This window comes from Bifidobacterium sp. M0353 (genome assembly GCF_016100645.1).
GTDB classification, from domain to species: Bacteria; Actinomycetota; Actinomycetes; order Actinomycetales; family Bifidobacteriaceae; genus Bombiscardovia; species Bombiscardovia choladohabitans.
Genome location: NZ_JACFSB010000002.1, coordinates 277,858 through 299,390, shown reverse-complemented (window position 1 = coordinate 299,390; position 21,533 = coordinate 277,858). Strand labels below are relative to the sequence as shown.

Below are 21,533 nucleotides of genomic sequence, written 5' to 3'. Positions count from 1 at the left end.
CAAGGATCAAGGAGTGCCGATGAGCCAGGATGATCAGGAGCAGGTCAAGGCCGGCAAGCAGGGTGCTGGTAAGTCCCAAAAGGGGAAGACCAAGGCTGATGAATCCGCACAGGGCGAGTCCCGTCGGTCATCATCGGTCACTCCCCCGGCTCCTGCAGCCGGCAGGACGGCATCGGGACGTTCAGCAAGAACCACAGCCTCGGCTGCCGGTCCGGTCAAGGTATCCTCATCCCGTCCTGTCCGGCCTGTGGCTTCGGCTTCGGCGGCGCGTCCCCACGTGCCTCGGGCCCGGCGCATGCAGCTGTCCCTGACCCGGTTGGAGCCCTGGTCGGTGGCCAAGGTCACCTTCCTGCTGGCCATCGCCGGGGGCATCATACAAGTGGTGGCCGCTGCCCTGCTCTGGTTCCTGCTCAACGCCATGGGGCTCTTCGACAACCTGACCCAGGTCATTTCCAAGACAGGTCTGGACGCGGGTGGTTTCGATCTGGGCCAGGTGCTGAGTCTGGGGACGGTCCTGAGTTCGGTGACCATCTTCTCCATTTTCGAGATTGTCATAGTAGTGGTTCTGGTCACCATTTTCGCCTTCCTGTACAACCTGGTCAGCTCCCTGGTGGGCGGCATCCACGTGACCTTGGGCGACGACTGAACACCTGCTGGGCGCAGTCAATCGGCCGATAGACCCGGGAGCGTTTTAGACTGGAATTATGCTCTCGACGTACTTGGACTATTTCAGCGGCTCCTTCGGCATATCTCTGGTCTTTTGGCCCCTTGCCTCGCTGATTCTGACCCTGCCCATCCTTGCCCTGATTTACAACCGCTACCACCGGCTGCGGCTGACCGCAGCCATGGCGGCCTACCTGACCGTCTTATACCTGCTGGCCTTGGTCTTCTTCACCCTCTGGCCCATGCCCGACGATCGTGCCGCCTTCTGTGCCACCCATCATCTGACTCCCCAGCTCAACCCCCTGCAGTTCCTAACCGACCTGAGCACAGGCGGACGGATGGCCATGCTGCAGATTCTGCTCAATGTGGCTTTCTTCCTGCCCCTGGGCTTCATTATGGGGCGGGTCTTCCGCTGGCGCTTCATCCTGGCCCTGCCGGTCGCCATCCTGGTCTCCCTCTTCATTGAGACGGCCCAGCTGACCGGGGTCTTCGGCATCGTGGGCTGCGCCTATCGCCTCTTCGACGTAGACGACCTGATCTGGAATACCTCAGGCGCCATAATCGGCTACCTGGTGGCCATGGCGGCCAACAAACTCGTTCCCACCCGTCAGGCTGACGCCGCCCAGTTGGTCACCAACCCCGGGTTCATACACCGTGCCGTCTCCCTGGCTTTGGATCTGCTCCTGGCCACCATCCTGTCCATGTCTCTGGGGATGGGCGTGACCTATGTGGTCCATCGCTTGGGCACCTATCAGCTGGACGGTCACTACCGCTTTGGCGGGCTGCTGATCGCCACATCCGCTCTGGATGTGTTCGGGACCGTAGTTGACCTGGTCATGCTGCTGATCTTCGAATTGCTTATTCCCCTGCCCCGCCGGGGACGGACGCTGGGTGCCACCTTCACCCACATGACTATCGAGACCAAGCAGCGGCATGGCTGGTCCCGCTTCTTCTTCTATCTGTTCCGGACCGCAATCATCCTGGCCGTTTTTGGCCCCTGGACCGGCAACGTTCAGATTGCAACGCGTATCCTGGCCCTGCTCCTGCTGGTCTTCTATCTGATCAAGCGGCAGATGCCCTACGACCTCCTGCCCGGGACAGCCTACCGGGAGGAGGACACAGGTGCGGAGGAATCCCCCGACGACCGGCGGGGGTGAAGCCTGACCTCGGACAGGATGATGGCGGCGAAGATGATGGCGAAGCCCAGCAGATGGGTGGCCGTCAGCTCCTCGTGCAGGACCAGGACCGAGACCATCATGCCGAACAGGCTCTCTGAGCACAGGATCAGCGAACCCTGGGCGGCGGGGACCCTGGAGAAGGCGATGTTCTGGAAGTTCTGGGCCATCAGGGTCGAGATCAGCGTCAGATAAATCATGGAGCCCAGGGTTGAGGGCGTGAAGTCGGCCGCAGTGGGGAAGGAATCGAAGATCAGCGCACAGACCAGGAAGAGGATGCCGCCGAAGAGCAGCTCCAGGTAGGTCAGCGTGGGGGCATCGAACTTCTTGGTCAGGAAGCCGGTGATGACCAGGTTGACCCCGTAGAGTAGGGCACCGGCCAGGGTCAGCAGGTCGCCGGTGCTCAAGGACAGCCCCTGTCCCCCGCCTTGGGCCGGCAGCGAGATCAGAGCCACGCCCAGGATGCAGATGCCGGCAGCGACGAAGTGGCGCAGGGCCGGCCGTCGACGGGCCATGATCCAGACCAGGAAGGGTACAAAGATGCAGTAGGTGGCCGTCAGGAAGGAGTTGCGGCCCGGAGCAATGGTGGTCAGCCCCATCATCTGCAGGCTGAAGGCCGCCCAGTAGCTGACCCCAAGAATCAGTCCCGGCACCAGGGTGTGTATGGCCCCGGTCCTGCGCAGCCGAGGCAACAGAAAAGGCGTCATGATGACGATGGCGCACAGGATTCGAATGCCCATCAGCCAGCGCACGGTCAGGGTCTCCATGGCAACCTTTTCGAAGGTGTATCCGGCTCCCCAGGCGGCCGCGGCCATCAGCAGCATCAGGCGGGCCAGCCAGGTGGAGGGTTTCCAGGACGAAGAGGGTGCGGAGGTAGACATGTTTCGACTCTAACCGTTCCCGTCCACAAGTGAGAATTGATTCGCAAGACATGTATGCATCCGACTATCGAGTCCTATGCCGACTTGTTCCACCAAGGCGTCCTATACTGCGAATGTGGCGTCTGGACTGAGCAGTTCCAGTGTCAAGTCTGTGCACATAGGCGTGCAGACCGATTGATTACAAAAGGAAAGAGAGAGAGTAGTTCAAACTATGTTTGCTTTTCTCAAACCAGCCCCTCCTGCCAAGGTGAAGGTTCCCGAAAAGAAGATTCCTGCGACTTATCGTTCCTATCGCATACGGGTATTCTTCAGCATCTACCTAGGATATGCAGGGTACTACATCATCCGCTCCAACTTCTCTGTGGCCTCCCCCTACCTTAAGCGCAACTATGGCTTCACGACGGCGGACATCGGACTGATTACGCTCTGCCTGGCCGTCTCCTACGGCATCAGCAAGTTCGTCATGGGCATGCTATCCGACAAATCCAACCCTCGTTACTACATCGCCACCGGACTGGTCCTGTCTGCCCTGCTCAACCTGATTTTTGGGGCCACGGCCAGCAAGGGGGTCATGATGGTGCTCATGGTCCTGCTGGGTATTTTCCAGGGCATGGGGGCGCCTGCTGCCCACAAGTCGCTGTCCAACTGGTGGGCTGAGAAAGAGCGCGGCTCCTTCGTGTCTATGTGGAACACCTCCCACAATCTGGGCTCGGGCACTGTGGCGCCTATTGTGGGCGTAGCCCTGGCCGCCTTCGGGCCTCACATGTGGAAGAGCATCTTCTTCGTCCCCTCGATCATCTCGCTTATTATGGCCCTGCTGGTTGTGCTGCTGGGAGCCGATACCCCCGAGTCGGTAGGCCTGCCGCCCATCCAGGAGTACAAGGCCGAGGAATATGAGGACGAGAATATTGATGCCGCCAAGCTTCAGACCCATTCCGACCTGTCCATTGTGCAGATTTTCCTACGGTATGTGGCCTCCAACCCCTACATTTGGGTCCTGGCCTTGTCCAATGCCTTCGTTTACATTCTGCGCTATGGCGTGCTCAACTGGATTCCCATCTACCTGAACGAAGCCAAAGGGTTCTCCCTTGCTCAGGCGCGCTCCAGCTTCGCGCTCTTCGAGTATGCGGCCATCCCGGGGACCATCCTGATCGGCTGGATGAGCGACCACTTTTTCCACGGCAAGCGCGCCGGCATGGCCGCAGGTCTGATGGCCCTGTTGGGGGTCGTCTTCCTGGGCTACTGGGCTTCCAGTGACCTTTGGGCCATTGACCTGGAGATAGCCCTGATGGGCATCTTCGTCTACGGACCGCAGATGCTGATCGCCGCTCTGACCATCGATCTGGCGCCGCGTTTTGCCATTGGCAGTACTACCGGGTTTGTAGGCCTGTTCGGCTACATATTCGGCGAAGCCACTGCCTCCTACGGGATCGGTGCGCTCGTGGGCAAATCGGGTTGGAACGTGGGCTTTGGCATTATTGCCGTATCTGCCCTGCTGGGAATCATCTGCTTCCTGATTCTGACCCGGGCCGAGCGCTACAAGACCGCACGGGTGGTTGAGACTCACTGAGTCCGAGTTCGGCTTCGGGAAAGCGGAGTCTGCCATGCGGACATCTCCGATATCATGGAAGAACGGTGATAACGACGGCCATGGGTCTTCGGCCGCCGGGGTAAGGAGTGTGCGCCAGGATGATCAGAATCGCAGTGGTGGATGATGATTCCATCAGCTGCCGGACCATGGTCAATTACCTGAGCCGCTACCGCAAGGAACGCCAGGAAGAGCTGTCGGTCAGCGTCTTCACCGATGGCAAGGCCTTTGCGGACGGCTATCGACCCGTGTATGACATCCTTCTTCTGGACATTCAGATGACCCCCATGGACGGGATTGAGGTGGCCCGCAGAGTGCGCGCCCATGATGAGTCGGTGGTCATCGTCTTCATCACCTCCGCCCCCCAGTACGCCATCAACGGCTATGAGGTGGGCGCACTCTCCTACCTGCTCAAGCCCCTGCCCTGGTTCGCCTTCTCCCAGGAGCTGGACCGGTCCATCGCCCAGGTGCGCGGCCGCGTGGACCTGTCCATCCTGATTACCGAGGGCGCACGATCCACCCGGATTCCCCTCAAGGACATCGTCTTCATCGAATCCGTCCGCCACAGCAGCGTCATCCATACCTTGGGCTCCTCGCTGACCACGAACAGCACCTTGAAGAGTCTGGAGGGCCAGCTGGACCAGCGGGGATTCTTCCGATCCAACTCCTGCTACCTGGTCAATCTGGCCCATGTGACGGGCATGGAGGACCAGGACTGCATTATGTCCACCGGTCAGCGGCTGCGGGTCAGCCGACCCCGCAAGAAATCCTTTATGACGGCTCTAACCGCCTACGTGGCAGGTCGGCCATGACCACCACCCACATCCTCAACGCCCTGCCCGACATACCCCGGCTCTATACGGCCATCAGCGAATGGCTGGGTTGCCTGGTCTATCTGTTGGCCATCGGGCCGAGAATCTCCCGCCTTCGGATGGCGGCGGTCCTTCTGCCTGGTCTGGCCGTGCTGGTTGTCGTTCAATACTGGGCCGGCACCCTCCCTATCGCCTTCTGGATCATCAGCATGTGCCTGGCCGTGGCCTGCATGTATGCCATCATCATGCTGGCTTCAGGGGTGGGCGCGTTGGATGGGGCTTATCTGCTGGCCCGTGCCTTCGTCCTGGCTGAACTGGTTGCCTCCCTGCACTGGCAGCTGGACTCTTTCATGCGGCCTGCCAGCCACAGCCTGTACGACCCGGCCTCCCTGATCCTGTTGGTGCTGATCTATGGTGGCGTAGGGCTGCTGGCCTGGGTGGCGGAGCGGCGCAACTTCGCCGATGCACAGCCATCGGTGCCTGGACGCAGCGTCTTCATGGCCGCGGTCATTGCGGTGGTCACCTTCGCCATGTCCAATCTGAGCTTCGTCTCCACCAACACCCCCTTCTCGGGTCGGGTCGGCCTGGAGATTTTCTACATCCGCACCCTTGTGGACCTGTGTGGGTTCGCCATGCTCTACGCCCAGCAGGAGCAGCTGCGGGAGAGCCATGCCAGCGCCGAGCTGGCCTCAATCAACGCCCGGGCCTACAGCCAGCATCGGGAGTATATGCGCTCCAAGGAGAATCTGGAGGCCATGGGCAGGCTTGCCCACGACCTCAAGCATCAGATTGCCGCCCTGCGTTCGCAGATGGACCCTGAGCGCAAGTCCCAGGACTTCGAGGAGCTGGAGGCTGCGGTCGGGCGGTACGGGTCGCAGCAGCATACCGGCAACCCCATCCTTGATGTGGTCATGTCGACCAAGGAGCGCATCTGCTCGGAAGAGGGGATCACCCTGACCATGGTGGCCGACGGCTCGCTCTTGGAGGGGATGTCGCCCATGGATGTCTCCACCCTCTTCGGCAACGCCTTGGACAATGCCATCGAGGCTTTGAGGAAGGTCAAGGAGCCCGACCGCCGCCTAATCAAAGTGGCTCTGTACGCCCGGGGACAATTCGTGGTGATTCGCATCGAAAACTATTTCGCCTCGCCTCTGAATTGGAAGGGCAACGGCGAATTGGCCACCACCAAGACCAGGACAGACGGTGGCCTGCATGGATACGGGGTCAAGTCCATCCGGCACATAGCCCATCGTTACCAGGGCGAGATAACCCTACGTACCGAGCATCACTGGTTCAGCCTCTGTGTGCTCCTGCCGAGGGAGGGCGATCAGTTGAAGCCCATGGCGGCATCGGCGACCTTATAGCCCAGACGGATGGCCAGGCGGCCCGGCCGGCCCGGCATGTTGATTATCCGACAGAGCAGGGTGGAGCGCACGTCGGAAGCGATGACGGGGGAGCGGTGCTCCAGCCTTCGCCAGAGCATGTCCTTGTTCCGGTAGTTGCTGGGTTTGCGAGAGAGGATCAGGAAGACCGAGGTCACTACGCAGTTGATGGACAAATAGTGGATCATATAACGATAGAGTCCACGGGGAACCGTCCCCGGGTCAGGAGTTGAATCCGCCATGAGCCCGTTGACCAGCAGCAGTTGTGAAACACGGGCGATCATGATCGAGGTCTGCACCGACTGGCCCTGTCGACCGGTGTGATAGCGGTAGAAATTCGTGTCCAGGTAGAGCAGGGTGTGTACCCAGGGCAGGGGCTGATAGGAGTAGATGAAGTCCACGTAGTAGGTGTGCTCGGGCAGGCGGGTATGGGCCTGACGGAGCACCTCGGTGCGCAGGATCAGGGCGTGCATGATCATGTACTGGGCCAGTCCGAACCGCCGCAGGTGGTTCCAGTCCAGCACCCGCCCCGGATCCATGACGCTGCGGAAGTTGATGACCCGCTTATGCTTGCGGCCTTCCTTCTCGTAGACGTAGTTGGTGACCACCATGTCCACCGGATTCGTACGTCGCGACTGGTCGCGCAACTGATCCAGAACCAGGCCCAGGGATGTCGGGTCCACCCAGTCGTCGGCATCGACCACCTTGACATAGCGGCCCCTGGCAGCTGCCAGACCCGTGTTGACTGCGCCGCCATGGCCCTTGTTGGTCTGGCTGATCAGACGGAGAGTGTGCGGGTGGCGTTCCCGGTATGACCGCACCACCTGCGCTGTGTCATCGGTGGAACCGTCATCGACCACGATGACCTCCAGATCGTCCCCCTCCCGGCTTAGAAGCGAATCCAGGCAGGTCGGCAGATGCCGGGCCATGTTATAGGCAGGGACGATGAAAGTGAGAACGAGCGGGCTCGTGGAGGCCGGGCGGTCAGCTGTCATGAACGATCACTTCGCAAAAGAATGGGTCGGCGGGTATGTCGGCGGCCGTTGTATGCGACCACTGTACATGATGGGTTTGAGGAAAAGGCCCCGCCCCTCTGGATGCCGATGCATGCCGGTTCATTGACAGCCGGGGGAGTGGGGCCGGAATTTTACTGGGCGCTCGTCTCGGATTCGGTGGGCTCCTGACGGAAGATGACCTTGAAGATGGGGAAGAAGACCCAGAAGGAGATGGCCGAGTTGATGATCATGGTGACCAGATCAGCAATGGTGGTCCCCAGGCTGCCCCAGTTCAGGGTGTGCTGGAAGAAGCCGTAGATGGGGTCCTTGTACCAGCCCTGCAGCGCCGCCGCGATGATGGTGATGATCACATAGGCCACCAGGTACCAGAAGGCCGCTTTCCAGACCGAGGAGTTGGACTTGAAGGTGATGTTGCGCTGGAGGAAGAAGTTGATGACCTGGGCGATCAGCAGGGTGATCTCCACCGCGAGGAAGTAGGCCAGGCCGCCCCCGCCGCCGTGGCCGATGGATCCGGCCGCGTAGTCGAACAGGTAGTAGGGCTTGCCGCCGACGGTCCCCATGCGCCAGATCTGGAAGTTGGTGCCGACCAGGGAGGTGCCGTTGAAGATGGCCTTGAGCACGGGCATGAGCACCAGCTGCAGTACGGTGACCCCGTTGGACAGGATGAAGAAGACGATGAACTGGGCCAGGGTGGTGTGCCGGTCGCTGAACCGCCGCCACCAGCGGACAATCGCCCACTGCGAGGCCGTCGTCGCCTTCCCCTGGGCCGGCTGTCCGGCCTGCTGGCTGTGCTGATCACTCATGATTGAGCTCCTTTCCGGTCTTGCGGTTGGCGGACATGTTCCTGAAGAATCCGGCGATGAATCCGCCCAGCCCCCGCCATAGGTGGCCATTGGGGATGCGCACGATGGCCTCGACCATGGCCGTGTCGATCAGCCCGTTGGTCATCTTGGCCATGGCCCTGGGGGGCATGTTGAGCAGGAAGAGGGTGTTCAGGTCGGGGTTGCCGGTCTTGGCCTCGTGGCGGCTCTCGCTCTTGGCCAGGAAGTTGGCCACGAACCTGGCCACGGCGCTTCTGGAGTCCTTCCAGGACGAGAGCGGATCGTTGACGCCGAAGGTGCTGACGGCGCCCTGTCGGACCACCGGGTGGCCGAAGAGTGCTGTCACAGCGGCATCGTCGACCTCCTTGACCCGGCCGGTCAGATAGGCGCCGAGGGCAGGGTCGGGACCCTGCGGATCGACGGTGCCTTGGACTCTCAGATGTCCACTTAGTTCCATCTTGCGCGCGTTGGAGCCGATCATGATGGTCCAGTCGCCGGACTCGACCTGCCAGGAGTTGCTGGCCGTATCGAAGTGCCGGAAGGTCGTCTGGTCGAAGTCGATGCGGACCTGGGTTGACTGGCCGGCCTCCAGGCTGACCTTCTTGAAGCCCTTCAGCTCGCGGACTGGTCTGAGCACGCCACCCTTGGGCGCCTGGACGTAGAGCTGGGGAACGGTGGCCCCCTGCCTGTCCGAATCATTAGTCAGGGTGAAGGTGACCCCCTTGTCGTCCACGGTCAGATCGGCGTAGGCGAAGTGTGCGTAAGACAGGCCGTAGCCGAAGGGGAAGCGTTCCTCCACCTCGGCGGTCAGGTAGTAGCGGTAGCCGACGAAGGGACCCTCCAGGTAGATCGACTCATGCGCTGGATCGGGGTACCAGTCGGCGCTGGGGCAGTCGGCATAGGACTTGGGCCAGGTTTCCGCAAGGTGGCCGGAGGGGTTGACCCGGCCCGTCAGGATGTTCAGGGTGGCTGAGGCCCCAGCCTGCCCGGACAGTCCTATATAGAGAACGGCATCGCACTGGTCGATCCAGTCGGTGGTGACGGGGGAGCCCGCCACCAGGACGACCACCAGGGGCTTGTCCGTCGCGCCCAGGGCCTTGATCAGGTCGACCTGGTTGCCGGGAATGTCCATGTGGGAACGGTCCAGGCCCTCGGATTCACTGCGCTCATCCAGGCCCACGCAGGCGACGATCACGTCAGCCTGGTCAGCCGCAGCCACGGCCTGGTCGATCAAAGATTGGTTCTTCTCGCCATGGCGTTCGTAGCCCTGGCTGTAGGAGGCCAGCTCCAGGCCATCGCCGTTGTCCTGCCTGAGCAGGTCCAGCATGCTCTCCTGCTTGGCTGCGTTGACCTTTGAGGATCCGGATCCTTGGAATCTTGGGGTTTCGGCCATATCCCCGACCAGGGCGACCCGGGTGCCGGCGGCCAGTGGCAGGCGTCCCTTCCGATTGATCAGAAGGACGGCGGATCCCTCGGCGATGCTCCTCGCCACCTGATGGTGGTCCCGTATCTGGTCCGCGGTCAGGTTCCCATCGGGGTCCATGTCAGAGTGGTAGGTCAGCTTGGCCAGCCGTGCCACCTCTTCGGCCCGGGCATTCAGGTCGGCTTCGTCCAGGCGGCCCTCCTGCACGGCCTTGGCGACCTGTCGCACGGAGTCGTATCCGGCCTGGGGCATCTCCAGGGAGGAGCCATTGGCGGCTGCGGCGACCGCACTGTTGGAGCCGCCCCAATCCGAGACCACCATTCCGTCGAAGCCCCACTCCTTGCGCAGGATGTCCTTGAGCAGGTGGGGATTCTCGTTGGCATAGGTGCCGTTGACCATGTTGTATGAGGTCATGATGGCCCAGGGATGGGCCTGGCGCACGGCGATCTCGAATCCGGTCAGATAGAGCTCGCGCATGGTGCGCTCGTCCACCACGGAATCGGATGCCTGGCGCCGCAGCTCCTGGCTGTTCATGGCGAAGTGTTTGGGGGTGGCGGCCACGCCCTGGGACTGGATGCCTTCGATCAGGCCTGCAGCCATACGACCGGCCACCTGGGGGTCTTCGGAATAGTATTCAAAGTTTCTGCCGCACAGGGGGTTGCGTTTGATGTTCATGCCCGGACCCAGAACCATGTTGACGCCTAGGCTTCTGGCCTCTCTACCCAGCGCCTGGCCCATGGTCTTTGCCAACCCCGGGTCCCATGAGCAGGCCACGGTGCCCGCTGTGGGGAAGCAGGTGGCGGGCTTGGACTTGCCCATGCCCAGGTTGTCCCCTGATCCGGTCTGGCGGCGCAGGCCGTGCGGGCCGTCGCTTAGGACCATGCTCGGGATGCCTGCCCTCTTCAAGGCTCGGGTCGCCCAGGTGGATTTTCCGGAGAGCAGCGATGCCCGTTCCAGAACTGTCAGATCCTTGACTTCCATAGTGTTCCCTCTCTCCACGACTCCTTCGGTGGTTAACCGGCCAGTCTCCCAGAGAGGTCAAGACCCGTGTCGAAATTCTCTTCAGGTTCAGAAAACACCGAAGTTTTCTGGTAAAGGCTCGGTTCTGCTTCGTTTGTATTATCGGTGTTTACACCTCCATGTGCAGCACTTTGAGACCAACCTGTTCGATTGAGCGCATAAATGGTTGTTGGCAGCGCCTTCTCCAACATGAAATGCTGTTCCATAGAGAGAAATTTTCAGCTGTTTTTGCTGGTTTTGCCAGGTACGCAGACATGCAATCCCGTGCACTGTTTGAGTAATTGGGTTTCGGAATTGAGCAAGCCATTTGCAAGCGACCATTGACCAGGTTAAGTAAGAACGCGAGTTGCCAGTATTGTCTGGGAATGCTTCGCTTTTGGAGTCCAACCCTATACGGATTTTGATTGTTTACGATACGGCTCATTACAAGCTCTAAGACCGCAATATTTGTTTTCGTGCCTAATCATGGAAGCTTGCTGTAAGAAACTACTACACCGGCAGAATCGTTATGTGAATCCCCGATAGGTGCCAGCAGATTAGGGTGTCAAAGCGACAGGTTGTGCTTTTTCCGAAGATTGCTTGAAAAGTGATGGATATTCTGACCGTGTTCGAAACAACTGAGATGTTAGGGAACGTACTGGGCGATTCCTCATCGCTGATGACCGTCGTCGGTGCTTTCCCCAAGTGTCAATGAAGAGACTGCAAGGAGAAATCGTGGAATCGGAAAAACCAAAGAAACTGAAGATGAGCGGACGGACGTTCAAGCGGATATGGATCACCGTTATCGTGGTCATCCTGGCTCTGGCTGTGGCTTTGACCGTGGCTGGCAATTCTTTTGCCAGTGTGCTTGACAGTTACCTGGGTGGGGGCCACGTGGTCGTTAAGAAAGCCCCGGGAACTTCAGCCTGGAACACCACTTACAACGCCAAGGCCACCAATTCTATGCAGGAGGCCAAGACGAAAAGCGATGCCGTCTCCCAGAGGGTAACCGATGAGGGCATCGTCATGTTGAAGAATGACGGTGTACTCCCTTTGAAGGAGCAAAGTATAGTTTCGCCCTTCGGAGCGGGATACATGGACCCAGCCTATTCCGGTAGTGGGGCAGCGGCTACGACGGACAAGGAGATGATTACCTCCGAGCAGGGGCTCAAGCATTATTTCAAAGTGAATGATGCAACAGTCCAAGCCATGAAGGGAGCTAAGACTTCGTCGCCAGGTGCTGCGCCAGGCACCAAGGCACTGAATGCTGACAAGAACTCGGTCCAAGCCATCATGGACAAGGGGAAGTCAGCTCATATCGATGAGTATGATCCCAGCATCTATACGCCTCTTGCTGACAAGGTCAAGGACACAACGGGCATAGTTTTCATCAAGCGTTCAGGTTCCGAAGGAATCGACAAGCGCACGCAGGGGTATGACGATGGAACTCCACATTATCTGGCTTTGACTGCAGCGGAGAAGAACACAATCAAGTTTGCCAAGGATCACTGCGCATCGGTGATTGTGGTGCTCAACAGTGCAAATCCTATGGAGCTGACCCCAATTATGGGTGGAGAATTTGAGGCTGATGCCATTGTATGGACCGGCACCACTGGCTCTCGCGGGTTTGAATCACTTGGCAGGATACTGAGCGGAAAGGTTAATCCTTCCGGTCGCTTGACAGATACCTATCCGACCGATTTCACCAAAGACCCAACTTTTGCCAATTTTGGTGAATACCACTACACCAACACCAAGGTCAAAGATCAATCAGTCTTGGGCGATTTCATGCCTGGAGCTAACCGCGGCACCATCGATCGTCCTTATGTCGAATATGAAGAAGGTATATACGTTGGCTACCGCTATTATGAGACGGCCAGTGTCGAAGATCCTGATTTCATCTATGGCAGGCTGAATAAGAACGGCGGCATCGTCCAACCTGGCGCTGTGGCCTATCCTTTCGGCTACGGAATGAGCTACACCTCTTTTGACCGGAAACTCAAGGATGTTCAGGTGTCCGGCGGGAAGGTGGAAGCCACCGTCGAAGTAAAGAATACCGGCAAGGTCGCTGGCAAGGATACCGTCCAGCTGTACTACACAGCTCCCTACACCGACTATGACAGGAGCAATCATGTGGAGAAGTCTGCCACCGAACTGGGCGCCTTCGCCAAAACCAAGCTTCTACAGCCTGGTGCTGGGCAGGAGATCAAACTGAAGTTCTCCGAGGACGATATGGCTTCCTACGACTACCACCATAGGAATCATGACGGTTCCACCGGTGCCTATCTTCTGGAGGCCGGGAATTACATGCTGCAACTCAAGAACAATTCCCATGATGTCCTGGACACCTACCAGTTCACTGTTGCCAATACCCAGTTCTATGAAGGCAACAATCCACGGCAGTCTGACAAGGATGCACAATCCAAGCTCAACGACAAGGGTGAACCGACAGGCAAACCTGAACAGAAGGCCGGTTTCAAGGCGCCCAGCAACCGTTTCCAGACCATGAACGCCTATATGGATGAACAGGGTGTCACCCAGCTTTCACGTAGCAACTGGAAGGGAACCTTCCCAACAGCCCCAGAGGGACGTAAGGGTGTGGCTCCACAGGTTGCTCTGGATGAATTCTCTTGGTTTGACAAGTTCGACCCTGATACCGATAAGGTTCTAGGCAATGACAAGGCCAGCAAGGTCTACCAAGACAAGGAGCCTAAATCCAAAGCCAAGCACGATCTGGCTCTGATCGACCTGCGTGGCGAGGATTACAACAGCAAGAAGTGGGACCAGTTGCTGGATCAGATTGATTGGCAGGGTGATAAGAAGAGCATCACTGAGGTTCTTTTCAAGGCTGCCTACCAAACCGCTGCGATTCCGTCCATCGACAAGCCTGCAACTGTGGATAAGGACGGTGCCATGGGATGGAGTATCAAGGGCGCCTCATCCTGGGCAGGCGCCAATGTCATAGCCTCCACTTGGAACGTAAATCTTCTGAAGGAGATGGGTGAGGCCCTGGGTGAGGAGGGTCTGCAGTCTGGTCTGAACGCTTGGTATGCTCCTGGAGTCAATACTCACCGGTCTCCCTTCAGCGGTCGTGTCTACGAGTACTACTCTGAAGATGGCCTCCTGTCCGGGAAGCTGGCTGCGGCCTCGATAAGCGGTGCTGGAAATAAGGGCATCTTCAGCTATTTGAAGCATTTTGCGCTCAACGAGCAGGAGACCTTCCGCGATATGTACCTGGCTACTTGGGCTAATGAACAAGCAGTGCGCGAAATCTACTTGAAGCCCTTTGAAATTGCCGTCAAGGAGGCTAGGAGCACTGAGAAGTACATTGGTGACAGCAAGGGGACGATGACGACCAAGGTCATTCGTTCGGCTACGGGCATCATGTCTTCCCAGAACAGCATTGGAGGTGTGATTGGGTTTGCGCATCGTGGTCTGCTAACAGATGTACTCCGCGGCGAGTGGGGCTTCCATGGTGCAGTAATTACGGACCTATATCCGACCAAGCAGCACCAGTTGCGCGATATGACCCTTCGTGCAGGCAACGATCTCTTCATGAACCAGATGGAGAACGCTGCGCAAGATTACGACAGCCCAACCGCTCGGATGGCCATGAGGAAGGCCCTACACAATATCGGCTACGCCACAGTGAACTCAAACGCTATGAATGGCATCACTCCAAGGTCACGGCTGGGATATTCCATGAGTCCTTGGAAGAAACTGCTCTACGGAATTGATGTGGCTATCGTAGTTGTGGCAGCTCTCATCGTTTTCTGGATTGTGCGGCGAGGACTTGACGAAAAGGCCAACCCGGACCGTTACAAGAAGCCAAAGAGCCGTAAAAAGGTCAAGGCGTAATGGTGTAAGGGCTCAGGATCCAAGGATCCACATCTGATCAATCATTGGATCCAAGCCCAATTGGGGCAACCGTGATTCAACGGTTGCCCCAGTTTTATGTTTGGCGGCCCATGATGCTGACCGTAAAGTCAGGGGGGGGGGGATGTACTTTCCAAGAATCATGCGGTTTCAATAGGTGAGGCCTGTCAAATGTTGGAAGGTTCGTGGAAATCTTCTTGATGCCGTCGACACCCGGCACGTTCCAAAGAAAAGAGTGTTTAAAGCGGACTTGGTGGGCGGCATAAAACTGTTATTTTGGCGCTGCGATCGGTTCCCTGACGGGTGTTATGGGACTAACCAGGATTACTCTCTTGCTCGTTTTGTTGTTCGAATGAGAGATTCTTGAGGTCCGTTTCCCGATAGAATTCTGTTATGGCCCAAGGCAAATTCTGTGTTCAGCCTCAGCGTTCTACTCATTCACATTTGTATTGGATGTGGATTAGAGGTACGCGTCTGGTCTTCTCGATGAATCCGGCCCCTCGCCGTGCCCCTATTATCCTTTACCTCCATGGTGGTCCGGGCGATGCCTGTATTCCGCTGACCATGCGCTACAACGCGGCCTTGGAGCGCGATTTCCGCTTTATCAACCTGGACCAGCGGGGCAGCGGGCTGTCTTACCATCCTTTTGCGCCTGACGAGGTGGTGACCATCAATTCGATGGTCGAAGATGTTCACCAGTTCGTGCTGAAGCTGCTTCGAGCCTACGGACAGGATTCCGTGATTCTCATCGGTCATTCCTGGGGCAGCGTCCTAGGTTTGGAGATGGTGAAGCGGTATCCCTCACTGGTCCGTTGCTACATCGGCCTCGGGCAGGTCGTCAGCATGCGCGCTGCTCTTCGTTTAAGACGGCGTTGGGGGCAACAGAGTTTGGGTCCCCGGCTCGGTTCGATCGTCAGCAGAGAGAGCGGGGCCGCCGACATGGTGCTGATGATCAATGAGCTGCTGTCTCGTGGCGGGGCTGCCATGCTGTTTGGATCCCTGGGACGGATCATGACCTACCTGCGCTCGCCCTACTACAATTGGTCGCGTCTGCTCAACCATGCCAAGGGGGTGGCTCAATCCCGCGCTCGCTTGAATGCAGAGCTGGAGCAGGTCGATTTCAGTGGGCAGACCTCCTTCGAGGTGCCGGTATATTTCATCAGCGGCAAGTATGACCGTCATCTGCCAGGCAGTCTGGTTGAGCGGTTCGCAGATGGGTTGAAGAGCCCGCATCGGTTTATTCGCTTTGACCGGTCCGGGCACTGCCCACAGTGGGATGAACCAGAACGGTTCGCGGCAACGGTTAAAGCCATCTGCCTGTAGTGCATGATCGATGAAGAAACAGCTACCTCACCGTTCGGGCTCATCCGCATGGTGGAAATACATGCTGCGCGCGACGAAATCTACTAATATCAATCATTGAAGATATTGGTTTGAGCCTCGCTGAAGAGCGTGCGGGGTTCCTGGATTGACGAAGGTCGATGAAGCGGGGACTATGTCGATGAAAATCGACACGCCGTAGAATCCCCGGAATCATTGGGTTCCTTCGATATTTTTCTATGCCAATTTGCGGGATAACCCAACTTCGTGTAAGTTTACATCTTGCTGCCCGGCAGTGATGAGAACTCTTCGGAGGGCTTGGAGCTGTTGGTGTGGTGGTGGTTTGAGAACTCAAGAGCGTGTTTGTGCTACTTATAGCTTTTTGATTGCCAGTCCGATGCCCGCCCGGCTGTTGTCGGGTACGTGGGAGCGTTGTGAGGGGTGTCGGGGTTTTTCGTGGGTTGGTTTCCTCCTTATGGAAGCCGGCCCGTCAATTATTGATGTGGGCTGTTTCGGCCTTCTTCATGGTTTTTTGTGGAGGGTTTGATTCTGGCTCAGGATGAACGCTGGCGGCGTGCTTAACACATGCAAGTCGAACGGGATCCGGGCAGCTTGCTGCCTGGTGAGAGTGGCGAACGGGTGAGTAATGCGTGACCAACCTGCCCCATGCTTCGGAATAGCTCCTGGAAACGGGTGGTAATGCCGGATGCTCCGCACTGTCGCATGATGGTGTGGGAAAGGGTTTACCGGCATGGGATGGGGTCGCGTCCTATCAGCTTGTTGGCGGGGTGATGGCCTGCCAAGGCTTCGACGGGTAGCCGGCCTGAGAGGGCGACCGGCCACATTGGGACTGAGATACGGCCCAGACTCCTACGGGAGGCAGCAGTGGGGAATATTGCACAATGGGCGAAAGCCTGATGCAGCGACGCCGCGTGCGGGATGACGGCCTTCGGGTTGTAAACCGCTTTTGATTGGGAGCAAGCGAGAGTGAGTGTACCTTTCGAATAAGCACCGGCTAACTACGTGCCAGCAGCCGCGGTAATACGTAGGGTGCAAGCGTTATCCGGATTTATTGGGCGTAAAGAGCTCGTAGGCGGTTCGTCGCGTCTGGTGTGAAAGTCCATCGCTTAACGGTGGATCGGCGCCGGGTACGGGCGGACTGGAGTGCGGTAGGGGAGACTGGAATTCCCGGTGTAACGGTGGAATGTGTAGATATCGGGAAGAACACCGATGGCGAAGGCAGGTCTCTGGGCCGTCACTGACGCTGAGGAGCGAAAGCGTGGGGAGCGAACAGGATTAGATACCCTGGTAGTCCACGCCGTAAACGGTGGATGCTGGATGTGGGGCCCGTTCCACGGGTTCCGTGTCGGAGCTAACGCGTTAAGCATCCCGCCTGGGGAGTACGGCCGCAAGGCTAAAACTCAAAGAAATTGACGGGGGCCCGCACAAGCGGCGGAGCATGCGGATTAATTCGATGCAACGCGAAGAACCTTACCTGGGCTTGACATGTGCCGGACGGCCGCGGAGACGCGGCTTCCCTTCGGGGCCGGTTCACAGGTGGTGCATGGTCGTCGTCAGCTCGTGTCGTGAGATGTTGGGTCAAGTCCCGCAACGAGCGCAACCCTCGCCTCGTGTTGCCAGCGGGTCGTGCCGGGAACTCACGGGGGACCGCCGGGGTTAACCCGGAGGAAGGTGGGGATGACGTCAGATCATCATGCCCCTTACGTCCAGGGCTTCACGCATGCTACAATGGCCGGTACAACGGGATGCGACATGGTGACATGGAGCGGATCCCTGAAAACCGGTCTCAGTTCGGATCGGAGCCTGCAACCCGGCTCCGTGAAGGCGGAGTCGCTAGTAATCGCGGATCAGCAACGCCGCGGTGAATGCGTTCCCGGGCCTTGTACACACCGCCCGTCAAGTCATGAAAGTGGGCAGCACCCGAAGCCGGTGGCCCAACCCTTTTGGGGGGGAGCCGTCTAAGGTGAGGTCCGCGATTGGGACTAAGTCGTAACAAGGTAGCCGTACCGGAAGGTGCGGCTGGATCACCTCCTTTCTACGGAGATTATGGAAATCCCCTGCGTGTGATGCGTGGGGGTCGTGCCTGCGGGTCCGGCCGGATGGCCGGATGGTGTGGGCGTGCTGGCGTGGAACGGTCTTGAGGCTGTGGCATGGATGCGCTGTTGGGTTCCCGGACCGCCACCTTTGTGGGTGGTGTTCCTGATGCCCGTCGGGTTCCTGCGTGGGGTTTGTCCCGCGTCGGGTCCTGTCGGTGTGCTGGTGGTTTGAGAACTGGATAGTGGACGCGAGCGGATGGCCGGCTTTCGGGCCGGTTGTCTGCTGTATTGTTTCGTCCGAGCCTATTTTTGAGTGGGTTCGGGTCGATCGTTTTGTGATCGTTTAGTGTGATGATTTGTCGTCTGGCAGTTCGCAGTTGTTGTTGTCGTGGCATGGCCTGTGGTCGTGTTGTCGGCAAGGGCGCATGGTGGATGCCTTGGCAGACAGGACCGATGAAGGACGCGTGGGGCCGCGATAGGCCTCGGGGAGCCGCCGACAGGGCTTTGATCCGAGGGTGTCCGAATGGGGTAACCCGCCGGCCGTGATGGGCCGGCACCGCATTCGTGCGGGGGGTACGCAGGGAAGTGAAACATCTCAGTACCTGCAGGAAAGGATATTCCGTGAGTAGTGGCGAGCGAAAGCGGATGATGGCCAAACCGGTGCCGTGTGATACCCGTCGGGGGTTGCGGCATGGGTGTTGTGGGACTTGGCGTCCGGGCTCCGACGGGCCCGGCGGCAGTGATAAAGCGGCGTGTGAGGCGAACGGGATTGAATTCCCGGCCGTAGAGGGTGATGGCCCCGTAGCCGAAGGCGCGCCGCCTGCCGGTTCTTGTTCCCAAGTAGCGCGGGACTCGTGGAATCCCGTGTGAATCCGCCCCGACCGTGGGGTAAGCCTGAATATTCCTGTCTGACCGATAGCGTACGAGTACCGTGAGGGAAAGGTGAAAAGCACCCCGGGAGGGGAGTGAAAGAGTTTCTGAAACCGTGTGCCTACAATCCGTCGGAGCCCTTCGGGGTGACGGCGTGCCTATCGAAAAATGAGTCTGCGAGTCAGTGGTGCGTGGCGAGGCTAACCCGTGTGGGGCAGCCGTAGCGAAAGCGAGTCCGATAAGGGCGTTTCCAGTCGCGTGTCCTGGACCCGAAGCGGGATGATCTAGCCCTGGGCAGGTTGAAGCGCGGGTAAGACCGCGTGGAGGACCGAACGGACCTGGGTTGAAAACCGGGCCGATGACCTGGGGCTAGGGGTGAAAGGCCAATCAAATTCCGTGATAGCTGGTTCTCTCCGAAATGCATTTCGGTGCAGCGTCGCGTGAGTGCCTCCATGGGGTAGAGCTACTGGATGCTTGAGGGCCCGTATCGGGTACCGACAGCAGCCAAACTCCGAATACGTGTGAGGTGTATCGCGGCAGTGAGTCGGCGGGGGATAAGCTCCGTCGTCGAGAGGGAGACAGCCCAGATCGTCGTCTAAGGTCCCCAAGCGCGTGCTAAGTGGGAAAGGATGTGGAGTCGCATAGACAGCCAGGAGGTTGGCTCAGAAGCAGCCATCCTTGAAAGAGTGCGTAACAGCTCACTGGTCTAGTGGTTCCGCGCCGATAATGTAGCGGGGCTCAAGCACGCCACCGAAGACGCGGCAGCGCAGTTCGCTGTGCTGGGTAGGAGAGCGTTCCGCGTGGGGTGAAGCGGCGGCGTGAGCCGGCCGTGGACCGCGTGGAAGTGAGAATGCAGACATGAGTAGCGAGAGGCGGGTGAGAATCCCGTCCGCTGGATGACCAAGGGTTCCGGGGCCACGTTCGTCGTCCCCGGGTGAGTCGGGTCCTAAGGCGAGGCCGACAGGCGTAGTCGAATGGATGAAGGAGTCGATATTCTCCTACCGGCGTCAAGCCGTCCAATCCAAGACGTGGAAGCATGCCCTTACCTGTGTCGGGTGGTGGTCTTCGGACCGTCCGATGGCATGGGACCGGCGTGTGGATGCGTGGCGGGTAGCGCGGGAGTGACACGGAACGGGAGCCGGGCCGCGGTGGTGGTTATCCGTGGTCAAGCATGCGGCGCGTCGGGCAGGCAAATCCGCCCGGCATGAGCGCGAGGTGTGATGATGGGGGGTCTTGTGCCCCGAATCCGGTGTGCCGTTCCGTCGAGAAAAGCTTCGGCGTGAGGATTGGCGCCGCCCGTACCCCAAACCGACACTGGTGGTCAGGTAGAGTATACCAAAGCGATCGAGCGAATCCTGGTCAAGGAACTCGGCAAATCACTCCCGTGCCTTCGGTATAAGGGAGGCCCCGGCCGGTGAGGCGCCTTGCGCGCGGAGCCGGCTGGGGCGGCACAGACCAGGGGGTAGCGACTGTTTACCAAAAACACAGGTGCATGCGAAGACGTAAGTCGCTGTATATGCACTGACGCCTGCCCGGTGCCGGAAGGTTAAGAGGATCCGTCATCCCTCTTCGGAGGGGGCAGCGGTGAATTCAAGCCCCGGTAAACGGCGGTGGTAACTATAACCATCCTAAGGTAGCGAAATTCCTTGTCGGGTAAGTTCCGACCTGCACGAATGGCGTAACGACTTCCCCACTGTCTCGACCAGGAGCTCGGCGAAATTGCAGTACGAGTAAAGATGCTCGTTAAGCGCAGAAGGACGAAAAGACCCCGGGACCTTTACTATACCTTGGTATTGGCGTTAGGTGCGGACTGTGTAGCATAGGCGGGAGGCTTCGAAGCGGGTGCGCCAGCATCCGTGGAGCCGGAATGTGAAATACCGCTCTGTCCTCATCTGGCCTCTAACCTCGGCCGGTCATCCCGGCCAGGGACAGTGCCTGGCGGGTAGTTTAACTGGGGCGGTTGCCTCCCAAAGAGTAACGGAGGCGCCCAAGGGTTCCCTCAGCCCGGTTGGCAATCGGGTGTCGAGTGCAATCGCACAAGGGAGCTTGACTGCGAGACCGACGGGTCGAGCAGGGACGAAAGTCGGAGATAGTGATCCGGTGCCGGCGTACGGACGCGGCATCGCTCAACGGATAAAAGGTACCCCGGGGATAACAGGCTGATCATCCCCAAGAGTCCATATCGACGGGATGGTTTGGCACCTCGATGTCGGCTCGTCGCATCCTGGGGCTGGAGCAGGTCCCAAGGGTTCGGCCGTTCGCCGATTAAAGCGGCACGCGAGCTGGGTTCAGAACGTCGTGAGACAGTTTGGTCTCTATCCTCTGCGCTCGTTGGAATCTTGAGGAGCCCTGCCCATAGTACGAGAGGACCTGGGTGGACGAACCTCTGGTATGCCGGTTGTCGCGCCAGCGGCACGGCCGGTTGGCTACGTTCGGATGGGATAACCGCTGAAAGCATCTAAGCGGGAAGCCCCCTCCAAGATAAGGATTCCATGAAGCCTCCGGGCTTCTGAAGACCCCATGCAGAACACATGGTCGATAGACCGGACGTGGACACCCCGCAAGGGGCGGAGCCGACCGGCACTAATGGTCGAGGACAACACACCATCCACCCCCTGGAGGGGTGGCGGCATCAACCCTACTGCGCATC

The 21,533-nt window shown here is 58.9% G+C and carries 12 protein-coding genes and 2 rRNA genes; 9 read left to right on the top strand and 5 right to left on the bottom strand.

Translation table 11 applies throughout. From position 1 onward, the window contains the following. Window positions 1-19 precede the first annotated feature (19 nt). Together H3V04_RS06820 and H3V04_RS06815 are read left to right on the top strand one after the other, a co-directional pair. Window positions 20-646 carry a DUF3566 domain-containing protein gene (locus H3V04_RS06820; RefSeq protein ID WP_198178471.1) on the top strand — a complete coding sequence of 209 codons (627 nt, stop codon included), beginning with the start codon at window positions 20-22 and terminating at the stop codon, window positions 644-646. 58 nt (window positions 647-704) lie between these two features. Beyond that, a complete protein-coding gene (locus H3V04_RS06815; protein ID WP_198187689.1) occupies window positions 705-1,820 on the top strand; it encodes a VanZ family protein in 1,116 nt (371 codons plus the stop codon). On the opposite strand, the gene H3V04_RS06810 is transcribed toward H3V04_RS06815, so the two are convergent. Continuing rightward, on the bottom strand, window positions 1,766-2,719 hold the full coding sequence (locus H3V04_RS06810) for a DMT family transporter (RefSeq protein ID WP_198187687.1): 954 nt from the start codon (window positions 2,717-2,719) through the stop codon (window positions 1,766-1,768). The two genes, H3V04_RS06815 and H3V04_RS06810, sit on opposite strands and share 55 nt — an antisense overlap. A gap of 211 nt (window positions 2,720-2,930) precedes the next feature. On the opposite strand from H3V04_RS06810, the gene H3V04_RS06805 reads away from it, so the two are divergent. The 3 genes from H3V04_RS06805 to H3V04_RS06795 all read left to right on the top strand — a co-directional run bounded on the left by H3V04_RS06805 (window position 2,931) and on the right by H3V04_RS06795 (window position 6,483). Further along, window positions 2,931-4,289, top strand: a complete 1,359-nt coding sequence (locus H3V04_RS06805; protein ID WP_029678391.1) for an MFS transporter — start codon at window positions 2,931-2,933, stop codon at window positions 4,287-4,289. A gap of 119 nt (window positions 4,290-4,408) precedes the next feature. Next, window positions 4,409-5,119 (top strand): LytTR family DNA-binding domain-containing protein, encoded by a 711-nt coding sequence (locus H3V04_RS06800; RefSeq protein WP_198187685.1) that lies wholly within the window; start codon window positions 4,409-4,411, stop codon window positions 5,117-5,119. Beyond that, entirely contained in the window at window positions 5,116-6,483 is a 1,368-nt protein-coding gene (locus H3V04_RS06795; protein WP_198187683.1) for a sensor histidine kinase, read from the top strand. Before H3V04_RS06800 ends, H3V04_RS06795 begins: the two co-directional genes overlap by 4 nt. Here H3V04_RS06795 and H3V04_RS06790 read toward each other — a convergent pair. The 4 genes from H3V04_RS06790 to H3V04_RS06775 all read right to left on the bottom strand — a co-directional run bounded on the left by H3V04_RS06790 (window position 6,447) and on the right by H3V04_RS06775 (window position 10,987). Beyond that, window positions 6,447-7,496 (bottom strand): glycosyltransferase family A protein, encoded by a 1,050-nt coding sequence (locus tag H3V04_RS06790; protein WP_198187681.1) that lies wholly within the window; start codon window positions 7,494-7,496, stop codon window positions 6,447-6,449. The two genes, H3V04_RS06795 and H3V04_RS06790, sit on opposite strands and share 37 nt — an antisense overlap. A gap of 152 nt (window positions 7,497-7,648) precedes the next feature. Further along, a complete protein-coding gene (locus tag H3V04_RS06785) occupies window positions 7,649-8,320 on the bottom strand; it encodes a hypothetical protein (protein WP_198187679.1) in 672 nt (223 codons plus the stop codon). Further along, a complete protein-coding gene (locus H3V04_RS06780; RefSeq protein WP_198187677.1) occupies window positions 8,313-10,742 on the bottom strand; it encodes a glycoside hydrolase family 3 C-terminal domain-containing protein in 2,430 nt (809 codons plus the stop codon). The genes H3V04_RS06785 and H3V04_RS06780 overlap by 8 nt, the downstream gene beginning before the upstream one ends. A gap of 32 nt (window positions 10,743-10,774) precedes the next feature. Further along, on the bottom strand, window positions 10,775-10,987 hold the full coding sequence (locus tag H3V04_RS06775; protein WP_198187675.1) for a hypothetical protein: 213 nt from the start codon (window positions 10,985-10,987) through the stop codon (window positions 10,775-10,777). Between the two features lie 613 nt (window positions 10,988-11,600). Here H3V04_RS06775 and H3V04_RS06770 point away from each other — a divergent pair. The 4 genes from H3V04_RS06770 to H3V04_RS06755 all read left to right on the top strand — a co-directional run bounded on the left by H3V04_RS06770 (window position 11,601) and on the right by H3V04_RS06755 (window position 21,489). After that, window positions 11,601-14,618, top strand: coding sequence for a glycoside hydrolase family 3 C-terminal domain-containing protein (locus tag H3V04_RS06770; RefSeq protein WP_198219638.1), 3,018 nt, complete (start codon window positions 11,601-11,603; stop codon window positions 14,616-14,618). Window positions 14,619-15,089: 471 nt separating this feature from the next. Next, the gene (locus H3V04_RS06765) at window positions 15,090-15,959 is read left to right on the top strand and encodes an alpha/beta fold hydrolase (RefSeq protein WP_198187671.1); all 870 of its coding nucleotides are present in this window, start codon (window positions 15,090-15,092) and stop codon (window positions 15,957-15,959) included. Between the two features lie 528 nt (window positions 15,960-16,487). Continuing rightward, a 16S ribosomal RNA gene (locus tag H3V04_RS06760) occupies window positions 16,488-18,012 on the top strand. Window positions 18,013-18,418: 406 nt separating this feature from the next. Then, window positions 18,419-21,489: ribosomal RNA gene (locus H3V04_RS06755) — 23S ribosomal RNA — on the top strand. Together the 16S and 23S rRNA genes form the textbook arrangement of a ribosomal RNA operon. The last annotated feature ends 44 nt before the right edge of the window (window positions 21,490-21,533 follow it).

Bases quoted from the DNA above. Each gene is read 5' to 3' on its own strand.
- H3V04_RS06820 (WP_198178471.1), top strand. From the start codon at position 20: ATGAGCCAGGATGATCAGGAGCAGGTCAAGGCCGGCAAGCAGGGTGCT.
- H3V04_RS06815 (WP_198187689.1), top strand. From the start codon at position 705: ATGCTCTCGACGTACTTGGACTATTTCAGCGGCTCCTTCGGCATATCT.
- H3V04_RS06810 (WP_198187687.1), bottom strand. From the start codon at position 2,719: ATGTCTACCTCCGCACCCTCTTCGTCCTGGAAACCCTCCACCTGGCTG.
- H3V04_RS06805 (WP_029678391.1), top strand. From the start codon at position 2,931: ATGTTTGCTTTTCTCAAACCAGCCCCTCCTGCCAAGGTGAAGGTTCCC.
- H3V04_RS06800 (WP_198187685.1), top strand. From the start codon at position 4,409: ATGATCAGAATCGCAGTGGTGGATGATGATTCCATCAGCTGCCGGACC.
- H3V04_RS06795 (WP_198187683.1), top strand. From the start codon at position 5,116: ATGACCACCACCCACATCCTCAACGCCCTGCCCGACATACCCCGGCTC.
- H3V04_RS06790 (WP_198187681.1), bottom strand. From the start codon at position 7,496: ATGACAGCTGACCGCCCGGCCTCCACGAGCCCGCTCGTTCTCACTTTC.
- H3V04_RS06785 (WP_198187679.1), bottom strand. From the start codon at position 8,320: ATGAGTGATCAGCACAGCCAGCAGGCCGGACAGCCGGCCCAGGGGAAG.
- H3V04_RS06780 (WP_198187677.1), bottom strand. From the start codon at position 10,742: ATGGAAGTCAAGGATCTGACAGTTCTGGAACGGGCATCGCTGCTCTCC.
- H3V04_RS06775 (WP_198187675.1), bottom strand. From the start codon at position 10,987: ATGGAACAGCATTTCATGTTGGAGAAGGCGCTGCCAACAACCATTTAT.
- H3V04_RS06765 (WP_198187671.1), top strand. From the start codon at position 15,090: ATGTGGATTAGAGGTACGCGTCTGGTCTTCTCGATGAATCCGGCCCCT.